Origin of the sequence: Peredibacter sp. HCB2-198 (assembly GCF_045999315.1) — a bacterium.
Taxonomy (GTDB): domain Bacteria; phylum Bdellovibrionota; class Bacteriovoracia; order Bacteriovoracales; family Bacteriovoracaceae; genus Peredibacter.
The window spans coordinates 1,318,968-1,336,835 of record NZ_CP174607.1 but is presented as its reverse complement, the minus strand read 5'-3'; the positions used below and the strand labels follow the sequence as shown (position 1 = coordinate 1,336,835).

Sequence of the window (17,868 nt, the reverse complement as noted above, 5' to 3'; positions counted from 1 at the left end):
ATTTTTGAAAAGGAAAAGAACGAAATTACAGGGTATTTAACAGGACTTAAGTACCTGATCTTAGAAGCCTGAAGCGAGAGAAAGAACCCATCGACGGTCCTCTTCCTCACGGAAGCCATCTAGAGAGCGGTCAACAGCGTAAGTGGTCATGTCCAGAATGAATGTTCGGGCGCGTACCCCAAGACCAGCAGATCCCCATCCATCACCCCAACCAACTCGAACAAAAAGGCGGCGATTAAAATCTAACTCTGCCCCAGCTGCGAGACGACGTTTGTAGTCAGTATCATAAGCATCATTTAAATCTTTTAGGTTGGCCTCAAGATGCAGACGAGAGATTTTTCCAATTTGTGGCGTGATAGACACACCGACATCAATCGTCTGTTTGATGGCGTCTGGCAATCCACCACCAGAAGCTCCTTCAAAATCATTGTCAGTAGCATTTCTTAATACAGCAGATACTGTTGGTAGAAAGTCCCATGGAAGAGTTAAACGAGCACCGGCCGTTACTTGTAAGCTCTTACCGTTTTTAAAATCATTACTACTCACATCTATTGGATCCGTTGGACCGAATGACTTATAGAGATCTTTACGCATTAAATAGACCGCTGAAGCACCAAGCTTAAAAATTCCTCCAAAGAACGAAGCATTCAGTGCCATCACTGGCCCCTGATCTTTTCTTTCAGCAATTTCATAGTTATTGGCAGCATCATCATTGATAATGGCGCGATCTCGCTGAGAGTACATATACCCTAACGTCAGACCTCTTACAGTAATATTTGGGAAAAGGTTAATTCTTGAATGTGCTAATTCACCCTGATTCTTCACAAGTTTTGAGCGCATATCTTCAGGATCAAATGAATCAATATAGTTTTGTGGAATCTCGTAAGCAGGACCATTACCAATAACATCGAGAAGACCACTACTCGCTTCCAAATGAATGTTCGCGATATGAAATTGTGGCTTTCGAACTGTTCCTAATCCGGCAGGGTTATAAAAGGCCGACCAAGAATCATCTACTTTGTTAATATAAGCATTCCCCATGGCAAGAGCACGGGCCGAAGTGACCAATTCTGGAAAAGCATGATCTTCAAAATCTAATTTCGCAAGCGCCGGTTGCGCAACCAGTAGAATTGAAGAAAGGAATAAAATTTTGTTCAAACTGAAGAACTCTCTCACTCTCATATTTTAGAAGAATCAAGTACAAGACTCAATGAGGGGCAAAAGCTCCTCATCACCATGACATTCCAACAGAGTAGCCAACGATGAAGACATTTTTGTCTTTAGTGTCCGTGGTTTTTAATTGTTGATAAGTCCCTTCAAGCTTTCCGAAGACCGTGGCCCAAGATAGTTCCAGACCAGCACTTAAAGATTGGATTTTAGTATCAAATTTAGGATCAGCGCCATTGAGACCCGGGTCACTAGAGCGAATATCGCCATCAAATTTATAAGTCGCCATAGAGAAACTTGAATAAGTCATCACATTCTCAGAAAAGCGATAACCATAAAGAAGCATGAATTCTCTACCGCCGAGATTAAACTCAACGGACTGATCATCAGTCTCATGCTCATTTTCGCCCAAGGCGGCGGCGATACTCATCTTATGACCGGCAGTTTTTGCCACTCTCGAATCTCCCAGGAACTGAAACTTCAGACCCACCAAAGAATTTGCTCCTCCGATGTGAGACCAATAAACATCCAACTGATCAAAAATAGAGTTAGAGGCCAGGAAACCAGTGCGGCTCACCTCATCGTAAACAACTCCCTGATCAACCGTTCCCTGAGAAGTATCAATAGTCAGTTGATTGGCATTTGTTTGTTGAATTTCAATCTGCCCGCGCAGGGCCTGCCCCTGACTTTCAGGAGTCAAAAAACGGTTACCAGGCACAATATACTTTGTGGCACAGCTGACTTGAAGAAGCAGAGTAAGAACTAAGAGTATTCTAACCATCATTTCTTACTATTGCCCCAACTGCCCTAAAAACCTAGCAGTGGCAACTTTTACCTACCCAGGTATTCCTTAAAAGTGCCCACGAAAAGAGCCGATAAAGCCCTTAGGTATGAAAACGCTAGGATTGGCTTTTACATTAATCATTACCCTCTTTATCTCCTCATGTCAGGTGAAGGAGAAGTCGTCTGGTGGCGGACTCATCTCAGATCATGCGCCCACGACAAATAAATTCACTCTTCAGACTCCAGCTGCAAAGGCCTATGACGAAGGTGAAACCATCACATTCACTGTCACATTTCCTTTCGACATAATCATGGACACTACCGGAGGAGATCCACGTCTTCGTATTACAGTAGGAGCAACCACTCGTTACGCTGATTACGATATCAGTCCGAATGCTCGTACAATGACTTTTAAGTACACAATCGCGGCCGGTGAAAATGACACTAATGGTGTGGACGTTAATGCCCTTGAGCTAAATGGCAGTTTACTGACCTTCGACAACAATGGAACGATCACAAATTGTGATGTGGCCACGGTTACGACTAAAAACTTTCCAAGTGTAAAAGTAGATACAGCGGGCCCAACCATCACTGCCCTTTCACTTACAAACTTGCCAGGGAATTATCACGCTAACGAAAAGTTAAACTTTTTAATGACTTTCAATGAACCGGTTTATGTAGCAGGTTCTACTCCAAGTTTCAGAGTTTATTTTCATGCGGCCGCTCAACCGGCTCCACAAACTCAATATGCAGATGTTCAGTATGTGTCTGGTTCTGGAACTGACAAACTTCTTTTCTCGTATACCATCCCAACTACACTTTTAGATACAGATGGATTCAGTTCCATCACTTCTCCACTAGTGATTGGTGCCGGCACTCTCAAAGATGCCAATGGCAATGATGCTACTTTAACATTTGCGGGTCTAACTGCAGCGGTTAACGCTTACAGTACTACCGTCGATTCCTGGGGCCAATATCCGTTTGTCACCAACGTCACTGTTCCGGCCAATGCGACTTATGTCGCTGGTGAGACACTCGAATTTACTCTTCAATTTGATCGTACCGTGAACGTGACTGGGATTCCTTATTTGGGAATTACAATTGGTTCAACGGTTCGTCAGGCGCAATATGTGTCAGGTACGGGCACTGACACTCTTATTTTCCGTTATACAGCCGTACCGGGAGATGTGGATGCGGATGGAATTACAGTTCCAACTTCCCTGACTCAAAACGGCGGCAACATCACAGATACCACTTCACCTTTTGTGAGTTTCTTTGTTGTTCCAGCTAATAATGCTCTGGTCATTCCATCGACAACAGGAATTATCCTAAATGCGATTCAGCCTCAGGCAACCGCAGTCGCAAGAAATACTGATATCACTGACCGCGTTTGGCCGCTTCCTGCGGCCCCGGATGATAAATGGAACATCGGCCAGGTTTTAAATGTGACAATTGGTTTTAATACAGCAGTAAAAGTGGATCAAACAATTGGAACACCAAGTATTGAACTCATTATTGGTTCAACCACGGTTGAGGCTCCTTACGTTTCAGGAACAGGACAAAGCTCTCTCATTTTCCGTTACACGATTCAAGAGGGTGATCTTGATACTGATGGAACAATTGCTCTAGGAACAATCCGGATGAATGGCGGAAATATCACAGATATTCCCGGAACAAACGTACTACTAACTCTCCCAGCAAGTGGAATCATTAACACTCAAATTGATGGTGTGAGACCAAAAATTAATACCGTAACTCCTCCAGCTAACCGCACATACTCAACAGTTGTGGCGATGCCTTTCGTTGTGAATTGGTCTGAAGCCGTTCACTATAGTGCCACAGGTACTGGAGCAGTTGCTTTACCAATGGATGTAGGCGGGGCCTCTGCACCATTGAATTATCTTTCAGGTAACGACACTGCTGCCATTACTCATCAAGGTGATTTAACAGGCAAGAATGACAATAACGGTGTCACTCTTACTTCACCACTTACTCATACTGCTACCATAAAGGACCAAGCAGGAAATGATGCCACTGACTTTACATTTCCTGTTCCTGCGACTGCCGGACTCCTGGTTGATACAGTCGTACCAACTGTAACATCAGTTGTACCAATCACAGCAGATGGAACTTACCGCGTGGGTGAAGACCTCGACTTCACAGTAACTTTCAGCGAACTGATGACAACCAACATCACAGCGACCCAGCCCTGTATCACTGTAACGATTGGGGTGACCGCTCGCTGCCTACGTCCTACTACAAATACCACCGCTACAGTTCACACTTTTAGATACACAATCGTTGCTTCTGACAATGATAATAACGGAGTCGCAGTTGGAACGACTATTTCAAGTAATGCATACCCGACGACCACTGGTTACGCACGAGATGCTGGTGACAATAGAGTCAGTGCCGCTTTTGGTTCACCTAATACGACAGGCATTCTGATTGATAACACTGCACCTGGAACTCCGACTGCAACCAGCTTTGCAGGCACTCACGAAAGCGGAGAAACGTTGTCCTTTGTTCTTACTTACTCTGAGCCTATGTATGTCACTGGTGGTACTCCTTATATCCGAGTGGCCCTTGCGAGTGGGAACATTGATTTCCCATTGACCGCCGGAGATGGCACAACCACTCTGACCTTTTCTTATACCCTAACAGGCAATGATTATGACTTTGATGGACTTTCATCCAGTGTAAATACCATCACCCTTAATGGTGCAACCATCCTGGATGGTGGCCGAAATCCAGCCACTGGAACTAATACTTTCCAAACGCAAAACTTAAGTAGCGTACGAATTGTTTTCCCTAATACTAACCTTTGGGTGAAAAACGATTTTGTAAGTCTCGCCAAAACTGGCAGCCCTGCCGTTACTAACGGCGGTACCGTTACAACTCAGGCCTGTGGTGCTTCAGGAACTTGTCGCGTCTTTAATGGCGATGATTCTCTCAGTATGGGAGGAACTGCACTTAGTAACGTCGAAACGGTATTTATCGTATTTGTGACTCCACCGACCCGAAATCCACATAACATCTTTAGCACTGACGTTGCTCTCGATGACAATGGAATGTCTTTTGATATCGACACCACCTTGGCCACTCTTAACCTGGATGGATCGACTTATGGCCTAAACACTACCCATAACACAAACATGGGAACTAACACTGTTCATGTCCTTCAGGTAGACTTCGATTCGCCTCAAAGCTTTGCTGGTGGTTCGACTTTGATTAATACAACATTTGATGGTCAGATTGGTGAGGTGATGGCGATTTCCGGAACATTAACTCCGGCCCAAAAAACGATCATTCGAAATTATCTCAGTGGTATTTACTAGAAGGGCCCTTCATCAGGGCCCCTCTCAGTGTGTATAGTATCTCTTACTTAAATCTGAATTCTGTTTCCGATCACGATAAGTCTGGTGCTCATCGGCCTCATCAGGATCAAACGTATCTTCTTCTCCGAAACTATCAATCCCATGTGCCGCTGCTTTCGGCGCACCTCGCGCGAACTCTGAATTCTCCGTGTAATTGTATTTCACACCAGGACCAGGATCTTTATTCAGAGTCAGTGGAAGATCATCCAGATCATAGTCCATATCAATACGATGAGATTCATAATGATAATTATCAATATGAATCGGATGGATTGTAGAATCCGACTCTCTCATTTTATGGATACGATCTACCACGAGGTGAGACATATCAGAGAACAAGTGTTGCACGTTGTTCTTCAGATGATTAAAGCGCCCCATAATTTCTGCGTTATTCATAAATACCCCTCTTTCCAGTAGGTCTTTCACCTTCTGACTGTTCTAAGAGAAGCATGATTGGTGCCAACGATAAGTTGCCGGAGTTAGATCAAATAGAAATGTGTTTAGGAGGTAAAATGGGTCATAACCGAGATAGTCGACCATAAAAAAAGGCCCTCTTTCGAGGGCCTTTCGGATTAGAATCTTCTTTTTTGACCAGGCATTCTGTGGTTGATTTTAACACCAAGGTAACCGTTCTTGATATTTCTCATAGCAGCGATTCTGTTCTCTGCCATAACGTCCGCAGCTTTGTTAACCGGGATGTTTTGTTCATCAGAGATTTTGAACACTTCAAGAGTCTTATCGTAGATTGTATCAACCATACGACGAGATTTAGAATCTGCCCAACCTTCAAACTCGATCGAAACGTTCATTACACCACCAGCATTTACCAGGTAGTCTGGAGCGTAAAGGATGCCTTTCTCTTTAAGGATAAGGCCGTGACGGTCTTCTTTAAGTTGGTTGTTAGCGGCACCACAAACGATCTTAGCTTTCAATTGAGGAATTGTTTCATCATTGATTGAAGCACCAAGAGCACATGGAGCATATACGTCACAAGCAACACCGAAGATTTCGTTTGTAGAAACGAATTTAGCAGTTGGGAAAGCGTCTTTCATACGCTGAATTCCACGCTCGTTAACGTCTGTATAAACAATGTTTGCACCAGCTTCAGTAAGAAGCTTAGCAAGCTCGAAACCTACTGAACCAACACCTTGGATGGCGATTGTTTTACCTTTAAGTGAACGAGAACCAAAAGCTTTTGTAACAGAAGCTTCGATACCACGGAACACGCCAAGAGCAGTATATGGAGATGGGTTACCAGAACCACCGTTCTGTTGAGCAACACCAGTTACGTGATTCGTTTCAGTGAAGATGTGTTCGATATCTTCAACGTTTGTGTTTACATCTTCAGCTGTGATGTAACGACCGTTAAGAGATTCGATGAAGCGGCCGAATGAACGGAAAAGGGCCTCATTTTTGTTTTTTGGATCAGCGATGATTACCGCTTTACCGCCACCAAGGTTAAGACCAGAGATAGCGTTCTTATAAGTCATACCACGAGAAAGGCGAAGAACGTCGATTAGGGCCTCTTCTTCGTTAGCATATGGCCATAGACGAGTTCCACCAAGAGCTGGACCTAGAGTTGTATCGTGGATACCTACGATAGCTTTAAGACCGCAAGACTTATCCTGGAAGAAGACAACTTCTTCGTGGCCCATTGAATACATTTTTTCGAGAGTTAACATACCGTTCTCCTTCGGCACCTTTTTACAAGTGACCAAAATTATGACTTAGGTTAGACTAGATTTTATTGCGACGAGTTTCTTAAACCCTTAAGGTTTTGACAAGGAAGAATCTTATGCCCAGGGTGTCAATTACAGACACAGCGAAGACATTTGAGGTGAATGAAGGAGAGATTCTTTACGATGCTTTATACGAGCGTGGTGAGGTCCTACCTCATGGATGCCTGTCAGGGTCCTGTGGGGCCTGTCGAGTGGAAGTCACTACCGGCAAAGAGCATTTGCAACCCCCTGGAGTCATTGAACAGAACACCATTGATGCCTTAAAGGATGAGTTTCGAGAGCAACGTGGAGAGGATTTCATTAAGAATAAAGAAATCCGACTCTCCTGCCGGGCCAAGGTCATAGGTGACGTCTCGATCCTGCCAATAAAATAATCTTAATCTCTTTTGAATTGTTGACGCTTTTTCGCACGAATTTTCATGTTAATAGCATTGGCCGCGTTCACAGCATTATCCCAAGCGGTATAAATCTGTTTCTTGGTATTGGCCTTTAAGTCTCCGGCCACATACAGACCAGGAACCGAAGTCAGGCCCGATTCCTCTGCTTTTACAAAACCACGCTCATCCAGATCCGCTCCCAATTGCTTGGCGATTTCGTTATAAACAATCATCCCCATCGCCACAAAGCAGATGTCCGTTTCAAACTTTGAACCATCAGAAAGAGTGAAGCCTTCAAGGATCTTTCCCCTCTCTTGGCCGATCACATCTGTAATGACTTCTTCATGAACTTTAATTCCGTACATCTCAATGAGCTTCTTGGTATCGTCCTGGAACTCTGGTTTCTTACCATTGGTAAGAATAGCAAAGTTATCTGGTTGATAACGTTCATAAAGCATGATCGCCACCCAAGCAGCACTATTACCATGTCCAATCACAGAAGCACGTTTTTGAAACACATGATGTCCGTCACAGATTAAACAGTAATCAATGGTCTGAGCATTGGCGTAATCAAAAACAGTTTCAATGGAACCTTGAATCTCAGGTTGAACGTCCATCACTCCGGTACAAAGAATGATGTATTCAGCGAGATGGACCTGGTTTTTAGAATCAGTGATCTCGAAAATATCACCCTTCTTTACGACATTCGTAACACCAATATTCTTATGAATGTGAAGATTGTCTTTAAAAGGAGATTCCTGGATCCACTTGATGGTTTCAGCATTCGGCTCTTCAATCCCACGCTTGTATTGAAAATGGGCCGGCATGTTTTCAATCTTTCTCACCCACAGAGCACGAGAGCGCTTCTTGTCCTTGGGAGAACCGGGGAAGAACAGACATTCATCGTTATTTAAAATGGTACGAAGAACTGCCATGGTACCGGCGGAGCCTCCGCCGATAACACAAACAGGATAAATTTTTTGATCCATGATTACTTAGCTCCAATGGCCTTGTGGTGGTCATTGTCAGAGGCTTCTTTAGATTCTTTCTTGTCTGGCTCACGAAGGTGCTGGCCAGTTGTCGACTTGATCTTAACCTCTTTAATTTCAGAACTCTTTACGCGCACTAACTCGAATGAATAGCCGTCCCAAATAATAAGGTGGCCCTTCTTCGGAAAGCTATTACCAAGCTGCTCCATCAAGAAGCCATTAAGCGTTGAGTAGTTATCGTTAAGCGGAATTTCAATATCGTATTCGTTATAAAGATCACGGAGAGAAATTGTCGAAGGAACCAGAACCCCTTCCGCACTCTCCACTCCAGGAATCAGATCTTCTTCATCATCGTGCTCATCCTGAATTTCACCAAAGATTTCTTCCATGATGTCTTCAAGAGTCAGCATTCCTACTACAATACCGTTTTCATCTTTAACCAGGGCAAGGTGAACTTTCTTACGGTTCATGTGATCGAACACCGCCTGAATCTTCATGTGTTCATACACGAAGAAAGGAGGCTTCACATACTTTGTAATATCGAAATTTTTCTGTTCATCCGGTCCCATAAAGGCCAGATCTTTTACGTGAAGAAATCCTAGAACATCATCCAGATCTTCATCGTAAACCGGGTAACGACTATGGGCCACTTCACGTACCATCTTAATAACATCAACAAAGCCTGAATCTTTTTTGATCGCCTCAATTGAAGTACGAGGAACCATGATGTCTTTTACTTTGATAGAAGGGAACTCAAGGATTGAGTTCAGGAGATCAATTTGTTTTGAGTCCATAGTGCGGGTCTCTTCCGCCATCTCAACCATGACTTCAATATCATCTTTTGTGACCGCACGACTTCTGACGTTGGCGTTCTTCCCGAGAACCAATTGAATGATTTTCGTGAAAGTTTTTACCACCGGATACATCAGGTAGTAGAAGCCGATGAGAAGCAAGACGGCCGTGGCAGCAAACTTCTCTGAATGGCCACGTCCAACTGTCTTCGGAGCAATTTCACCGAATAACAAAATCATCATCGTCGTTACACCCACGCTGATGGCGAGAGCATCGTTTGAAAAAAATCTCTCCGCAATATTTGCTGAAAGAGCGGCGATTAAAATATTTACGAAATTGTTTCCAACTAGAATGGTCGTAAGTATGTCATTGGGCATCTGCAGCCAACGCTTCATGGCCCATGAATCCAGACCATGCTCTTCAGCGATTTGCTTCGCCTTCTCGTGAGGCAGTGACAGTAAGGCGGCCTCAGAGCCCGAGAAAAAAGCAGATAATAGAAGAGAAACAACAAGAACTAAGATCTCTTGATCGGTACTCATAAAATTAAAATTGGGATTTTGTGGTTAGAGAAAAAATATAAGAACGTTCAGCCGGGGGTTCGATGGGAACTAACTCCTGTTAAGTTAATGAAATAGCAGAAGTATTATAGCACACTGGCCCCAAAAACTGCAAAGGCATCAAATTTATTTTGTTTAACCATATGGTTTTAATGGGATAGAGGCTTGCCCTTAAAGTCATGATCCGCATAAACAATCCGGTCATTCATTTCATGATCGAAATCACGGATGTCGGCCATGTTCTTTACTCTGCGGAAATTGGTCTGGCATTTATAGCAAATGGCCACCATTGCAAGTTTACGGAACAAGAAAAGGTCCACAAGATAAAGCGCCACCAAACTCAAACCGTACGTCCAGATTGAGAGAATGGCCGCGATCACGAACAATAAAACACCAATCTTACGATTGAAATCTTTCTGCTTATAAAAGTCCTGGCGAGAACAGACCGGACACTCTTTTAGAGCTCCCTCTTCATGCTCGTGAGTAAAATGCACATCCGCCACGTGCTTACAAACACCACACTCAACTTTGTGAGCATTATGATCAGGCACAACTTCAACGCTAGAGCCGCATTCTTTACAAGTGATCTGAACTTCCATCATAGAGGTAAACCGTGTTTTGCCATGAGATAGACTGATATTAATTCGCCCACAATAACAAAAAACTCCACGATGTAAAGCACACCGGTAGCACTCTGAATGGAACGAAGTTTACAAAGTTTGAAAGTAAAAAAACTGAGAATGACTGGTGCTACGAAACCCCAGAGGTATCGCATAGATACAAATAGCCAGTTGTACATATAACCGTCGCCAACAATACTACCTTCAGCGAGATAAGGAGCGCCAATTGAGAAGACCACCGCCAGTGACGAGATAATCTTCAGGAAAAAGGCCATCCAGAATATAAATAAACAATAGATAAGTGGCTCTTCTGAGAGCTTCGGTACAACCAGATAATAGTGGCCCAGAAGCATTGAAAAGTTACTAATTCCCAAGAGCGCCATCGACATAAAGAAGAACATGATCCAAATCGGATCAAAAGTGAACACGTGGAACGCGAGCACACAGAAAGTGATGATCTGCAGGACATACAGGGCCCACATGAACCAATCTTTCTGATCTTTATGAAAGATTGAAGTAATAACGTTACTAACAATTAAAATTCCGTAGCACCACCACTCAACACTCGTCAGTGCCGGGGCCATGAAAAAATCCACTCCCAGGGCCAAAACCAAACTAGCCAGAACAATCGAAGTTCCTAGTTTGTAGAACCCCACACCCGTAAGTTTTGTGCTTACAACTGGGGCAAAGAGCTGAGTTCCAAAGGCCAATGAAAAAAGGAAAAAATGCGTGATGATCTGGGTAATGCTATTCATGGGCCCTATCATATAGCGCACGATAGAGATCATCAATGATCTGGTGATTCGGACTTGGGATCTGGCCCGTAAAAGGACGGCTGAGATCAGGATTCTCGACCTTTAACCATTGCCCTTTTCCGATAAGGCTTGGTTGATCTGGAAATAGAAATACATATAATAAAATTGTCTTATTAGAAAGCGGATTGGTGTAGATCCCCATGAACCGTCCAGACCTAGAATCAACGTCGATTCCCACTTCTTCTTGGACTTCTCTCACTGCTCCCATGACCGGTTCTTCACCCGGCTCAATCTTTCCACCCGGAAACTCCAATAGACCATGATAAGGTCCATCGTCTTCACGCACTTGGGTCCATACCTCTAAAACATTTCCAGGAAGTTGGCGGTAGAAAATTGCAAGAGCAACAGGAAGAAGCTTCACAGACTTTCCTTGTGCTTTTTAAAGAGTGAAATTTCTAGTTGAAGAAGTTCAAAAACAAAACTTCCTAGGAAGGTCGCCCACCAAGGCATATGACTCTCATTGAAGTAAATGACCAAACTCCAAAAGATCCCGGCAGGGAGAACTCTAACGACTCTCTTCACAAGCTCTGGTGCCCAACCAAATGGTTTCAAAATGAGGTTCTGGAGATTCACCACCATTTTAAGCATCGACATGCGGTAGCGTTTATTTTCAAACAAGGCCGTTAAGTCATTTGAAGCGGCCCAATTCCAGACGTAACCGAAGGCAAATAGACTCATGACCTCGAAGCTTGACCAGATAAAATAAATCACGAGTAAAAACAAAGGCAATAAACAAAGTTCGATGATCTTACGACGTGGAATGAGGAAGGTTTGAAACTTCATTCCAGATATCCTTCACGATGGAGAAATGTGATCTCAGGAAATTGAATACTCGGTGGCGCGTGAAGAAGATAGTTAAATACAGACATAAAATCTGAAGTTTTCAACATTTTCTCACGCCCAAACTTCGTTCCCATCTTGTCCCAAAGTGGAGTATCAATCGCTCCAGGGAAAAGATTTGTGAAACGAACCTTATGATCTTTCCACTCTTTCTTTAAGCTTTGGATAAGACCAAGCTGACCAAACTTCGAAGCATTGTAGCCGGCCACATTCGGATAACCATAATGAGCGGCGGTGGAAAGAATAGAGATGATATGAGTTTCTTCTTTAACAATAAAAGACTCAAGATGCTTGAAAAGTAAGAACGGTCCAACAGTGTTGGTTGCTAAATGCAATTCAAAGGCCTCAGTGTCCATTTCCGCCACTGAACTCATCTCACACATACCGGCGTTATTAACCACAAGATGGATAACATCAGTAAACTCACGAACAGTTTCGTAAAATTCTTCTACTGATTCTTCGGAAGTAATGTCGAGTTCAACATCATAGAAATTATCATGTTCGATTTCGGTTCCTGAACGGGAACCACCGAACACTGTATAGCCTGCGAATAGAAGGGATTTTGTGATTTCAAGACCAAGACCGGAGGAGGAACCAGTGACAATCGCACACTTTTCCATAATTTCCTCCTCCGTTCTTTAATTACTTCGCGATTCCAACTGCTCTTGTTTCTCTAATTACAGAGACCTTGATTGTACCAGGATATGACATCTCCTGCTCAATCTTACGAGCGATATCACGTGAAAGCATAATTGTTTGTTCGTCAGATACTTTCTCGTTCTCAACCATTACGCGGATTTCACGACCAGCAGAGATGGCGTATGAACGTTGAACACCTTCGAAACCGTTAACAATTTTTTCAATATCAGAAAGACGAGATACATAAGACTCTTTAAGGGCCTTACGAGCACCTGGACGAGCACCCGAAAGGGCGTCACCCGCAGCAACCAGATGAGCAAGAACTGACTCTGGTTTTTCATCATCGTGGTGAGCGCGGATCGCGTGAACGATATCCGGAGACTCTCCGTATTTTTTAGCGAAGTCAGCACCGATAACAGCGTGAGAACCTTCCGCCGAAGCATCAAGTACTTTACCAATATCGTGCATAAGACCAGCACGACGAGCTTGTTTAACGTTTAGGCCAAGTTCGGCTGCCATGTTACCAGCAAGGAACGCTGTTTCGAGAGCGTGCTGATATTGGTTTTGAGTATAAGAAGTACGCCAGTTAAGGGCACCAATGAGTTTCAAGATTTCAGGGTGGATACCGTGAACACCGATTTCCATCTGAGCTTTCTCACCAAGTTCACGAAGACGAGATTCAAACTCGTGCTTACATTTTTCGTAGAACTCTTCAATTTTAGCAGGGTGAATACGACCATCAGCGATTAGGCGCTCAATTGTCATACGAGAGATTTCTTTACGAACAACGTTGAATGAAGAAATCGTTACAACACCAGGAGTATCATCAATGATCAGATCCACACCACAAATCTGCTCGAAAGCACGGATGTTACGACCTTCACGACCGATGAGACGACCTTTCACACCGTCATCAGCGATTTCAACTGATGAGATTGTTTGTTCAGCAACATATTCACCAGCGAAACGCTGGATAGCAATACCAACAATACGCTTCGATCTCTTTTCAGCTTCCTCGTTGGCCTCTTCTTCAATACGCTTAACTTTTTTTGCAGCATCAAGACGAGCTTCTTCTTCCACTTGAGCGATGAGTTCGTTCTTGGCCTGTTCTTTTGTAAGACCCGCAACTTGAGTAAGTTTATTCGCAAGGTCGTCTTGAATTTCAATGTTCTTCTTGATTTCAGCATCAAGTTTCTGAACGCGAGTTTCGATTTCAGTTTCTTTTGCTTTAACACGCTCAGTGTCTTTCTGAATTTGTTCAGTCTTCTGCTCAAGAGCTACTTCTTTCTTAGTCAGACCGCGCTCGAAATCAGAAAGGTGCTTTTTCTTTTTTTCCATTTCTTCTTCAAGACGGTTTCTTTCATCACGAACAATTTGTTTCGCTCTATCTTCGGCCTTTTTCTTAACATCTTCTGCGTCTGCCTGGGCCTTTTTCAGAATATCCTGAGCTGCGCCTTCTTTGGACTTCTGAGCTGCTGCATTTTTCATAGATACCGCAAGGTAAGCCACGATTGCACCAACGATCACGCCCACAACGGCCATCACGATTGGATTCATATTTCTCCTTAAAATCTTTTCTGTTGGTTTACGTCCCAACAAAATTCTTCCGTTATTATATAGTCCATGTGGCTGTCATGTGCTTCCACTGGAATTTTGTCTACTATCTGCTCGCTCCATGCGAGACCAATTTTCAAAACATCTTTGCCTTCAAGGTAGCGATCATAAAATCCCTTCCCTCTTCCCAGACGTGCGCCGTTATTATCAAACCCGACACCAGGGACCAGTAACCACTCCGGTTCAACCATGTGGTACGGTGGCTCCAACCAGGTTGACCCCTTCGGCATACCCTGCGGAAGCGCGAAGTACATCTGACCTTGTACTAAAACCGGATACGCGAGGCTTAAAGGAACTGCTCTAAACAATTCTTGATAAACCGGAGCAATCTCCGCCTTGAGTGGCAAATAGCCAGCGCCAACTTGACCTTGTAGTTCAGGGATAAAGTGAAAAAGTTTGATGAGCTGATTAGTAAGCGAGAAACTTAACGATTGAATGGAATCATTGGGTAAAGAAGTGAGTCTTAATAGCAATTCAGCTCGTAGACTTTCTTTATTCATTAATTCGCTTCAACGCTCACAAGTTCAAGTACTGATTCCAAAGAATTCTCTAACTTTAAGATGTTTGATTTGTATTCATCTTCCAGCTGCAATTTCTCGGTCGCAATTTTTAGTGCAACTAAAACGGCGACATCAGTATCTTTAAGCAAAGGTCGCTTCATCTTGAGGTCCTGAATTTCAGACATAACAAGATCGATCACTGCCTTTGCGTTGTGACTATCGTTCTGATCAGGTCGCAGCTTTACCTTGCAACCTAAAACATTAAACTCTTTTTCCTGACTTTCGGTCATAGAAATAAGGTAGGCCACACCCGGATAAAAGTCAATGAAGACGGACGGGCAATTCTTGTCATTTCAGTAGCTTAAGGTGACTCTAGGCCAACTAAAGTTTTGAGGTACAAATCCAGGTCAAAGAGGTGCAAATCATCCACCGATTCGCCCACACCAATGTAGGTAATCGGCACGCGAAGTTGGTCCACAATTCCGACCGCGCTCCCTGCTTTCGCTGAGCCATCGCATTTTGTGAATATAATTCCAGTAAGTTGAAGAGCTTTATGAAATTCCTGGGCCTGTTTCAAGGCGTTTTGTCCGGTAATGGCGTCCAAAACCAGGAGAACTTCCTGAGGGGCTTCCGGGTTAATTTTCGCCATCACGCGCTTGGTTTTAGCGAGCTCGTCCATTAGGTTTTGGTTGGTATGAAGACGTCCGGCCGTGTCGATTAAGCAATAATCGTAGCCTTCGCTGAAAGCCTTAGCAACTGTGTCATAAGCCACGCCACTTGGATCCGCACCATCTTTTGCGCGAACCATGTCCACGCCGGCGCGGTCACACCACACCTGAAGTTGATCCACGGCCGCCGCACGGAAAGTATCACAAGCACCCACGATGACTTTCGCACCCTGAGATTTTAACTTTGTCGCAAGCTTACCAATGGTTGTTGTTTTACCGGCACCGTTCACACCCACGATCATGAAAACGCGAGTCTTCTTTTCATTCGCATGGAAATTAAAAACATCTTTATGAATGTTATGCTGAACCGGTTCCATCTTCTCTTTCATGAAACCATAAACCAGTTTCTGAATATCGTTGGCCTCTTTGCCTTTGCCATCTTTTTCAAGTTTTTCTAAAAGCTGTTGAACCATGCCCGTTGGGATGTCGGCAGTATAAAGAACTTCTTCGATCTCATCTAAGTGAGGAGTAGCACCAGAAAATAATTGTCCGATTTTTCCCCAAACTTCGGAGCGAGATTTTTCAAGACCAATGGAAAGACGTTGGGTCCATGAGATTTTTGGAACTTCGACCGGAGCTTTGACTTCTTCGATCTTCTGCTCAATTTTTTCTTCGATTTGCTCGACTTTATCTTCGAGTTTTTTCTCCGCTTGTTTTAAGCGATAGAGATAATAAAAAAGAGCTCCACCTAGAACGATAAAACCACTAACGTAGACTTCAATATTTTCCAACACGAGACTCTGCAAATCCATGAAAGCTTCCTTTTAATGCACGCTAGTATTAACCGTCAGAGGACTTATAGTAAAGCCGTAAGAAATCCCAAACCATGGAGGCCGTCGCTCCCCACAATAAATGGGTATGATAGTCCTGTGAGTAAGGGATGAAACTGCCTCTTCTCATGGGATGAAATAAAACCGGGAATTTAGCGTAACCATTGCGCCAAGCAAACTGCCAGCTATCTTCTTGAATCAGTTCTTTCCAAGGATAGGCCACCATATCGACCCATTCGCCATTGGATTTCACATCACGAAGAAAATCTTGGGTAGGAGTTTTTAGAAGACACATCACGGGAACAATTGGTTGCATCCGCGCCGTCATAACGATTGGCAAGAAACCTAGAAAATCCAAACTCTCGCGAGCAAGACTGGTTTCCTCTTCAAACTCTCGCTGGGCCACTTCCCATGGATCTTCTCCATCTTTCTTGTGACCGCCAACAAAGGCCATCTGCCCACCATGAGTTGGCATCTTGTCCGAACGCTTAATAAAGAACACATGTTCTTCATTACACAAAAAGACCACGGCCCCTTTCCACTCATTATCCTGGAGGGTATGCTCAGTCTGAACAATTTGTTTTATACGGTGAAAATCCATGCGTCGTCGTTACCAGTTTGAACTCATCCAGATTATACGGAACTATTTCCAGGGGCAAGGTTTCTTGGACGTCTTAACTCCCCCGGCCGTGGAAAATCCTGGAATGGAAGTGCATATCCACCCGTTCCAACTTCATTCCGTACAACAGAAGAAAAATAAGCCCCTTTATCTTCACACATCGCCAGAATTTTGCATGAAGGAACTTTTGGCCAGTGATGAAGGATTCGATAAAATTTTTTCGTTGTCTTATTGCTTTCGTGATGAGCCGGAATCGCCGATTCATCGTCCACAATTTTTGATGCTCGAGTGGTATCGCAAACATGAACGCTACGAAAGCATCATGCGAGATGTGGAAGGTCTCATTCAGTTTGCCATGAAAGAAGGTGTGAAAAAGAAGCTTCCGCTTCGTAAAGAAATGCAAGGACAAGTGCTGGTGAAAAAAACCATGCAGGAGCTTTTCCAGGAAGAACTTGGAATTGATATTCTGAATTACTTGGACGTGCCTTCGATCAAAGAACTGTTAAAACAATTCCCAGATGTGCCAGTACCTCAAGCAGAACTACAATGGGATGATTACTTCTTCCTTCTGTATCTAAACCGAATCGAGCCTGTGCTGACTAAGTACCCTCTATTGATGATCACAGAATTTCCGGCCCCTTTAAGTGCTCTTTCAACTCTTAAGGCGAGTGATCCAAGGGTTTGCGAAAGATTTGAGGTGTATATAAACGCCATCGAGCTATGTAACTGTTTTAACGAATTAACCGACAGTACCGAGCAAGAAAGACGTTTCTCTGAACAAAACCTTCTTAAGAAGCAACTCTACGGTTATGAACTGCCTAAACCCCTGCAATTCTATGCGACCATGAGGAAAGGACTACCTCCTTCGGCTGGAATCGCCCTGGGAGTCGAGCGACTGCTCCACGCTTTGTTTGAAATAGAAAATCCCTTCTACGCTTAATT

The 17,868-nt window shown here is 43.7% G+C and carries 19 protein-coding genes; 3 read left to right on the top strand and 16 right to left on the bottom strand.

From position 1 onward, the window contains the following. Positions 1–60 precede the first annotated feature (60 nt). Together ACJVC5_RS06830 and ACJVC5_RS06825 are read right to left on the bottom strand one after the other, a co-directional pair. Positions 61–1,158 (bottom strand): hypothetical protein, encoded by a 1,098-nt coding sequence (locus ACJVC5_RS06830; protein WP_408098619.1) that lies wholly within the window; start codon positions 1,156–1,158, stop codon positions 61–63. 73 nt (positions 1,159–1,231) lie between these two features. Next, positions 1,232–1,951, bottom strand: a complete 720-nt coding sequence (locus ACJVC5_RS06825; protein WP_408098618.1) for a hypothetical protein — start codon at positions 1,949–1,951, stop codon at positions 1,232–1,234. 106 nt (positions 1,952–2,057) lie between these two features. Between ACJVC5_RS06825 and ACJVC5_RS06820 the strand changes: the two genes are divergently transcribed. Continuing rightward, complete coding sequence (locus tag ACJVC5_RS06820; protein WP_408098617.1) at positions 2,058–5,288, top strand: beta strand repeat-containing protein; 3,231 nt, start codon at positions 2,058–2,060, stop codon at positions 5,286–5,288. Positions 5,289–5,312: 24 nt separating this feature from the next. Here ACJVC5_RS06820 and ACJVC5_RS06815 read toward each other — a convergent pair whose 3' ends face one another. Beyond that, positions 5,313–5,723 (bottom strand): hypothetical protein, encoded by a 411-nt coding sequence (locus tag ACJVC5_RS06815; protein ID WP_408098616.1) that lies wholly within the window; start codon positions 5,721–5,723, stop codon positions 5,313–5,315. Between the two features lie 176 nt (positions 5,724–5,899). Continuing rightward, on the bottom strand, positions 5,900–7,009 hold the full coding sequence (locus tag ACJVC5_RS06810; RefSeq protein ID WP_408098615.1) for a Glu/Leu/Phe/Val dehydrogenase dimerization domain-containing protein: 1,110 nt from the start codon (positions 7,007–7,009) through the stop codon (positions 5,900–5,902). 113 nt (positions 7,010–7,122) lie between these two features. On the opposite strand from ACJVC5_RS06810, the gene ACJVC5_RS06805 reads away from it, so the two are divergent. After that, positions 7,123–7,440 (top strand): 2Fe-2S iron-sulfur cluster-binding protein, encoded by a 318-nt coding sequence (locus ACJVC5_RS06805; RefSeq protein WP_408098614.1) that lies wholly within the window; start codon positions 7,123–7,125, stop codon positions 7,438–7,440. 2 nt (positions 7,441–7,442) lie between these two features. Here ACJVC5_RS06805 and ACJVC5_RS06800 read toward each other — a convergent pair whose 3' ends face one another. The 12 genes from ACJVC5_RS06800 to ACJVC5_RS06745 form a co-directional block, all read right to left on the bottom strand. Next, positions 7,443–8,432 carry an NAD(P)/FAD-dependent oxidoreductase gene (locus ACJVC5_RS06800; RefSeq protein ID WP_408098613.1) on the bottom strand — a complete coding sequence of 330 codons (990 nt, stop codon included), beginning with the start codon at positions 8,430–8,432 and terminating at the stop codon, positions 7,443–7,445. Positions 8,433–8,434: 2 nt separating this feature from the next. Further along, positions 8,435–9,763 (bottom strand): hemolysin family protein, encoded by a 1,329-nt coding sequence (locus tag ACJVC5_RS06795; protein ID WP_408098612.1) that lies wholly within the window; start codon positions 9,761–9,763, stop codon positions 8,435–8,437. Between the two features lie 167 nt (positions 9,764–9,930). Next, on the bottom strand, positions 9,931–10,383 hold the full coding sequence (locus ACJVC5_RS06790) for a hypothetical protein (protein WP_408098611.1): 453 nt from the start codon (positions 10,381–10,383) through the stop codon (positions 9,931–9,933). Next, complete coding sequence (locus ACJVC5_RS06785) at positions 10,380–11,156, bottom strand: hypothetical protein (protein ID WP_408098610.1); 777 nt, start codon at positions 11,154–11,156, stop codon at positions 10,380–10,382. Before ACJVC5_RS06785 ends, ACJVC5_RS06790 begins: the two co-directional genes overlap by 4 nt. Beyond that, a complete protein-coding gene (locus tag ACJVC5_RS06780; RefSeq protein WP_408098609.1) occupies positions 11,149–11,577 on the bottom strand; it encodes an NUDIX hydrolase in 429 nt (142 codons plus the stop codon). The genes ACJVC5_RS06785 and ACJVC5_RS06780 overlap by 8 nt, the downstream gene beginning before the upstream one ends. Then, complete coding sequence (locus tag ACJVC5_RS06775; protein ID WP_408098608.1) at positions 11,574–11,999, bottom strand: hypothetical protein; 426 nt, start codon at positions 11,997–11,999, stop codon at positions 11,574–11,576. Before ACJVC5_RS06775 ends, ACJVC5_RS06780 begins: the two co-directional genes overlap by 4 nt. Beyond that, entirely contained in the window at positions 11,996–12,676 is a 681-nt protein-coding gene (locus tag ACJVC5_RS06770; RefSeq protein ID WP_408098607.1) for an SDR family oxidoreductase, read from the bottom strand. The genes ACJVC5_RS06775 and ACJVC5_RS06770 overlap by 4 nt, the downstream gene beginning before the upstream one ends. A 22-nt stretch (positions 12,677–12,698) precedes the next feature. Continuing rightward, positions 12,699–14,252, bottom strand: a complete 1,554-nt coding sequence (gene rny, locus ACJVC5_RS06765; protein WP_408098606.1) for a ribonuclease Y — start codon at positions 14,250–14,252, stop codon at positions 12,699–12,701. An 8-nt stretch (positions 14,253–14,260) separates the two neighbouring features. After that, positions 14,261–14,809, bottom strand: coding sequence for a 5-formyltetrahydrofolate cyclo-ligase (locus ACJVC5_RS06760; protein ID WP_408098605.1), 549 nt, complete (start codon positions 14,807–14,809; stop codon positions 14,261–14,263). Further along, positions 14,809–15,099, bottom strand: a complete 291-nt coding sequence (gene zapA, locus ACJVC5_RS06755; RefSeq protein ID WP_321396580.1) for a cell division protein ZapA — start codon at positions 15,097–15,099, stop codon at positions 14,809–14,811. Before zapA ends, ACJVC5_RS06760 begins: the two co-directional genes overlap by 1 nt. A gap of 71 nt (positions 15,100–15,170) precedes the next feature. Beyond that, the gene (gene ftsY / locus ACJVC5_RS06750; RefSeq protein WP_408098604.1) at positions 15,171–16,289 is read right to left on the bottom strand and encodes a signal recognition particle-docking protein FtsY; all 1,119 of its coding nucleotides are present in this window, start codon (positions 16,287–16,289) and stop codon (positions 15,171–15,173) included. Between the two features lie 28 nt (positions 16,290–16,317). Then, positions 16,318–16,908 carry an NUDIX hydrolase gene (locus ACJVC5_RS06745; protein WP_408098603.1) on the bottom strand — a complete coding sequence of 197 codons (591 nt, stop codon included), beginning with the start codon at positions 16,906–16,908 and terminating at the stop codon, positions 16,318–16,320. On the opposite strand from ACJVC5_RS06745, the gene ACJVC5_RS06740 reads away from it, so the two are divergent. Then, positions 16,907–17,866 carry an amino acid--tRNA ligase-related protein gene (locus ACJVC5_RS06740; protein WP_408098602.1) on the top strand — a complete coding sequence of 320 codons (960 nt, stop codon included), beginning with the start codon at positions 16,907–16,909 and terminating at the stop codon, positions 17,864–17,866. The genes ACJVC5_RS06745 and ACJVC5_RS06740 overlap by 2 nt on opposite strands. The last annotated feature ends 2 nt before the right edge of the window (positions 17,867–17,868 follow it).

Bases quoted from the DNA above. Each gene is read 5' to 3' on its own strand.
- ACJVC5_RS06825 (WP_408098618.1), bottom strand. From the start codon at position 1,951: ATGATGGTTAGAATACTCTTAGTTCTTACTCTGCTTCTTCAAGTCAGC.
- ACJVC5_RS06820 (WP_408098617.1), top strand. From the start codon at position 2,058: ATGAAAACGCTAGGATTGGCTTTTACATTAATCATTACCCTCTTTATC.
- ACJVC5_RS06815 (WP_408098616.1), bottom strand. From the start codon at position 5,723: ATGAATAACGCAGAAATTATGGGGCGCTTTAATCATCTGAAGAACAAC.
- ACJVC5_RS06810 (WP_408098615.1), bottom strand. From the start codon at position 7,009: ATGTTAACTCTCGAAAAAATGTATTCAATGGGCCACGAAGAAGTTGTC.
- ACJVC5_RS06805 (WP_408098614.1), top strand. From the start codon at position 7,123: ATGCCCAGGGTGTCAATTACAGACACAGCGAAGACATTTGAGGTGAAT.
- ACJVC5_RS06800 (WP_408098613.1), bottom strand. From the start codon at position 8,432: ATGGATCAAAAAATTTATCCTGTTTGTGTTATCGGCGGAGGCTCCGCC.
- ACJVC5_RS06795 (WP_408098612.1), bottom strand. From the start codon at position 9,763: ATGAGTACCGATCAAGAGATCTTAGTTCTTGTTGTTTCTCTTCTATTA.
- ACJVC5_RS06790 (WP_408098611.1), bottom strand. From the start codon at position 10,383: ATGATGGAAGTTCAGATCACTTGTAAAGAATGCGGCTCTAGCGTTGAA.
- ACJVC5_RS06785 (WP_408098610.1), bottom strand. From the start codon at position 11,156: ATGAATAGCATTACCCAGATCATCACGCATTTTTTCCTTTTTTCATTG.
- ACJVC5_RS06775 (WP_408098608.1), bottom strand. From the start codon at position 11,999: ATGAAGTTTCAAACCTTCCTCATTCCACGTCGTAAGATCATCGAACTT.
- ACJVC5_RS06770 (WP_408098607.1), bottom strand. From the start codon at position 12,676: ATGGAAAAGTGTGCGATTGTCACTGGTTCCTCCTCCGGTCTTGGTCTT.
- rny (WP_408098606.1), bottom strand. From the start codon at position 14,252: ATGAATCCAATCGTGATGGCCGTTGTGGGCGTGATCGTTGGTGCAATC.
- ACJVC5_RS06760 (WP_408098605.1), bottom strand. From the start codon at position 14,809: ATGAATAAAGAAAGTCTACGAGCTGAATTGCTATTAAGACTCACTTCT.
- zapA (WP_321396580.1), bottom strand. From the start codon at position 15,099: ATGACCGAAAGTCAGGAAAAAGAGTTTAATGTTTTAGGTTGCAAGGTA.
- ftsY (WP_408098604.1), bottom strand. From the start codon at position 16,289: ATGGATTTGCAGAGTCTCGTGTTGGAAAATATTGAAGTCTACGTTAGT.
- ACJVC5_RS06740 (WP_408098602.1), top strand. From the start codon at position 16,907: ATGCGTCGTCGTTACCAGTTTGAACTCATCCAGATTATACGGAACTAT.
- ACJVC5_RS06745 (WP_408098603.1), bottom strand. From the start codon at position 16,908: ATGGATTTTCACCGTATAAAACAAATTGTTCAGACTGAGCATACCCTC.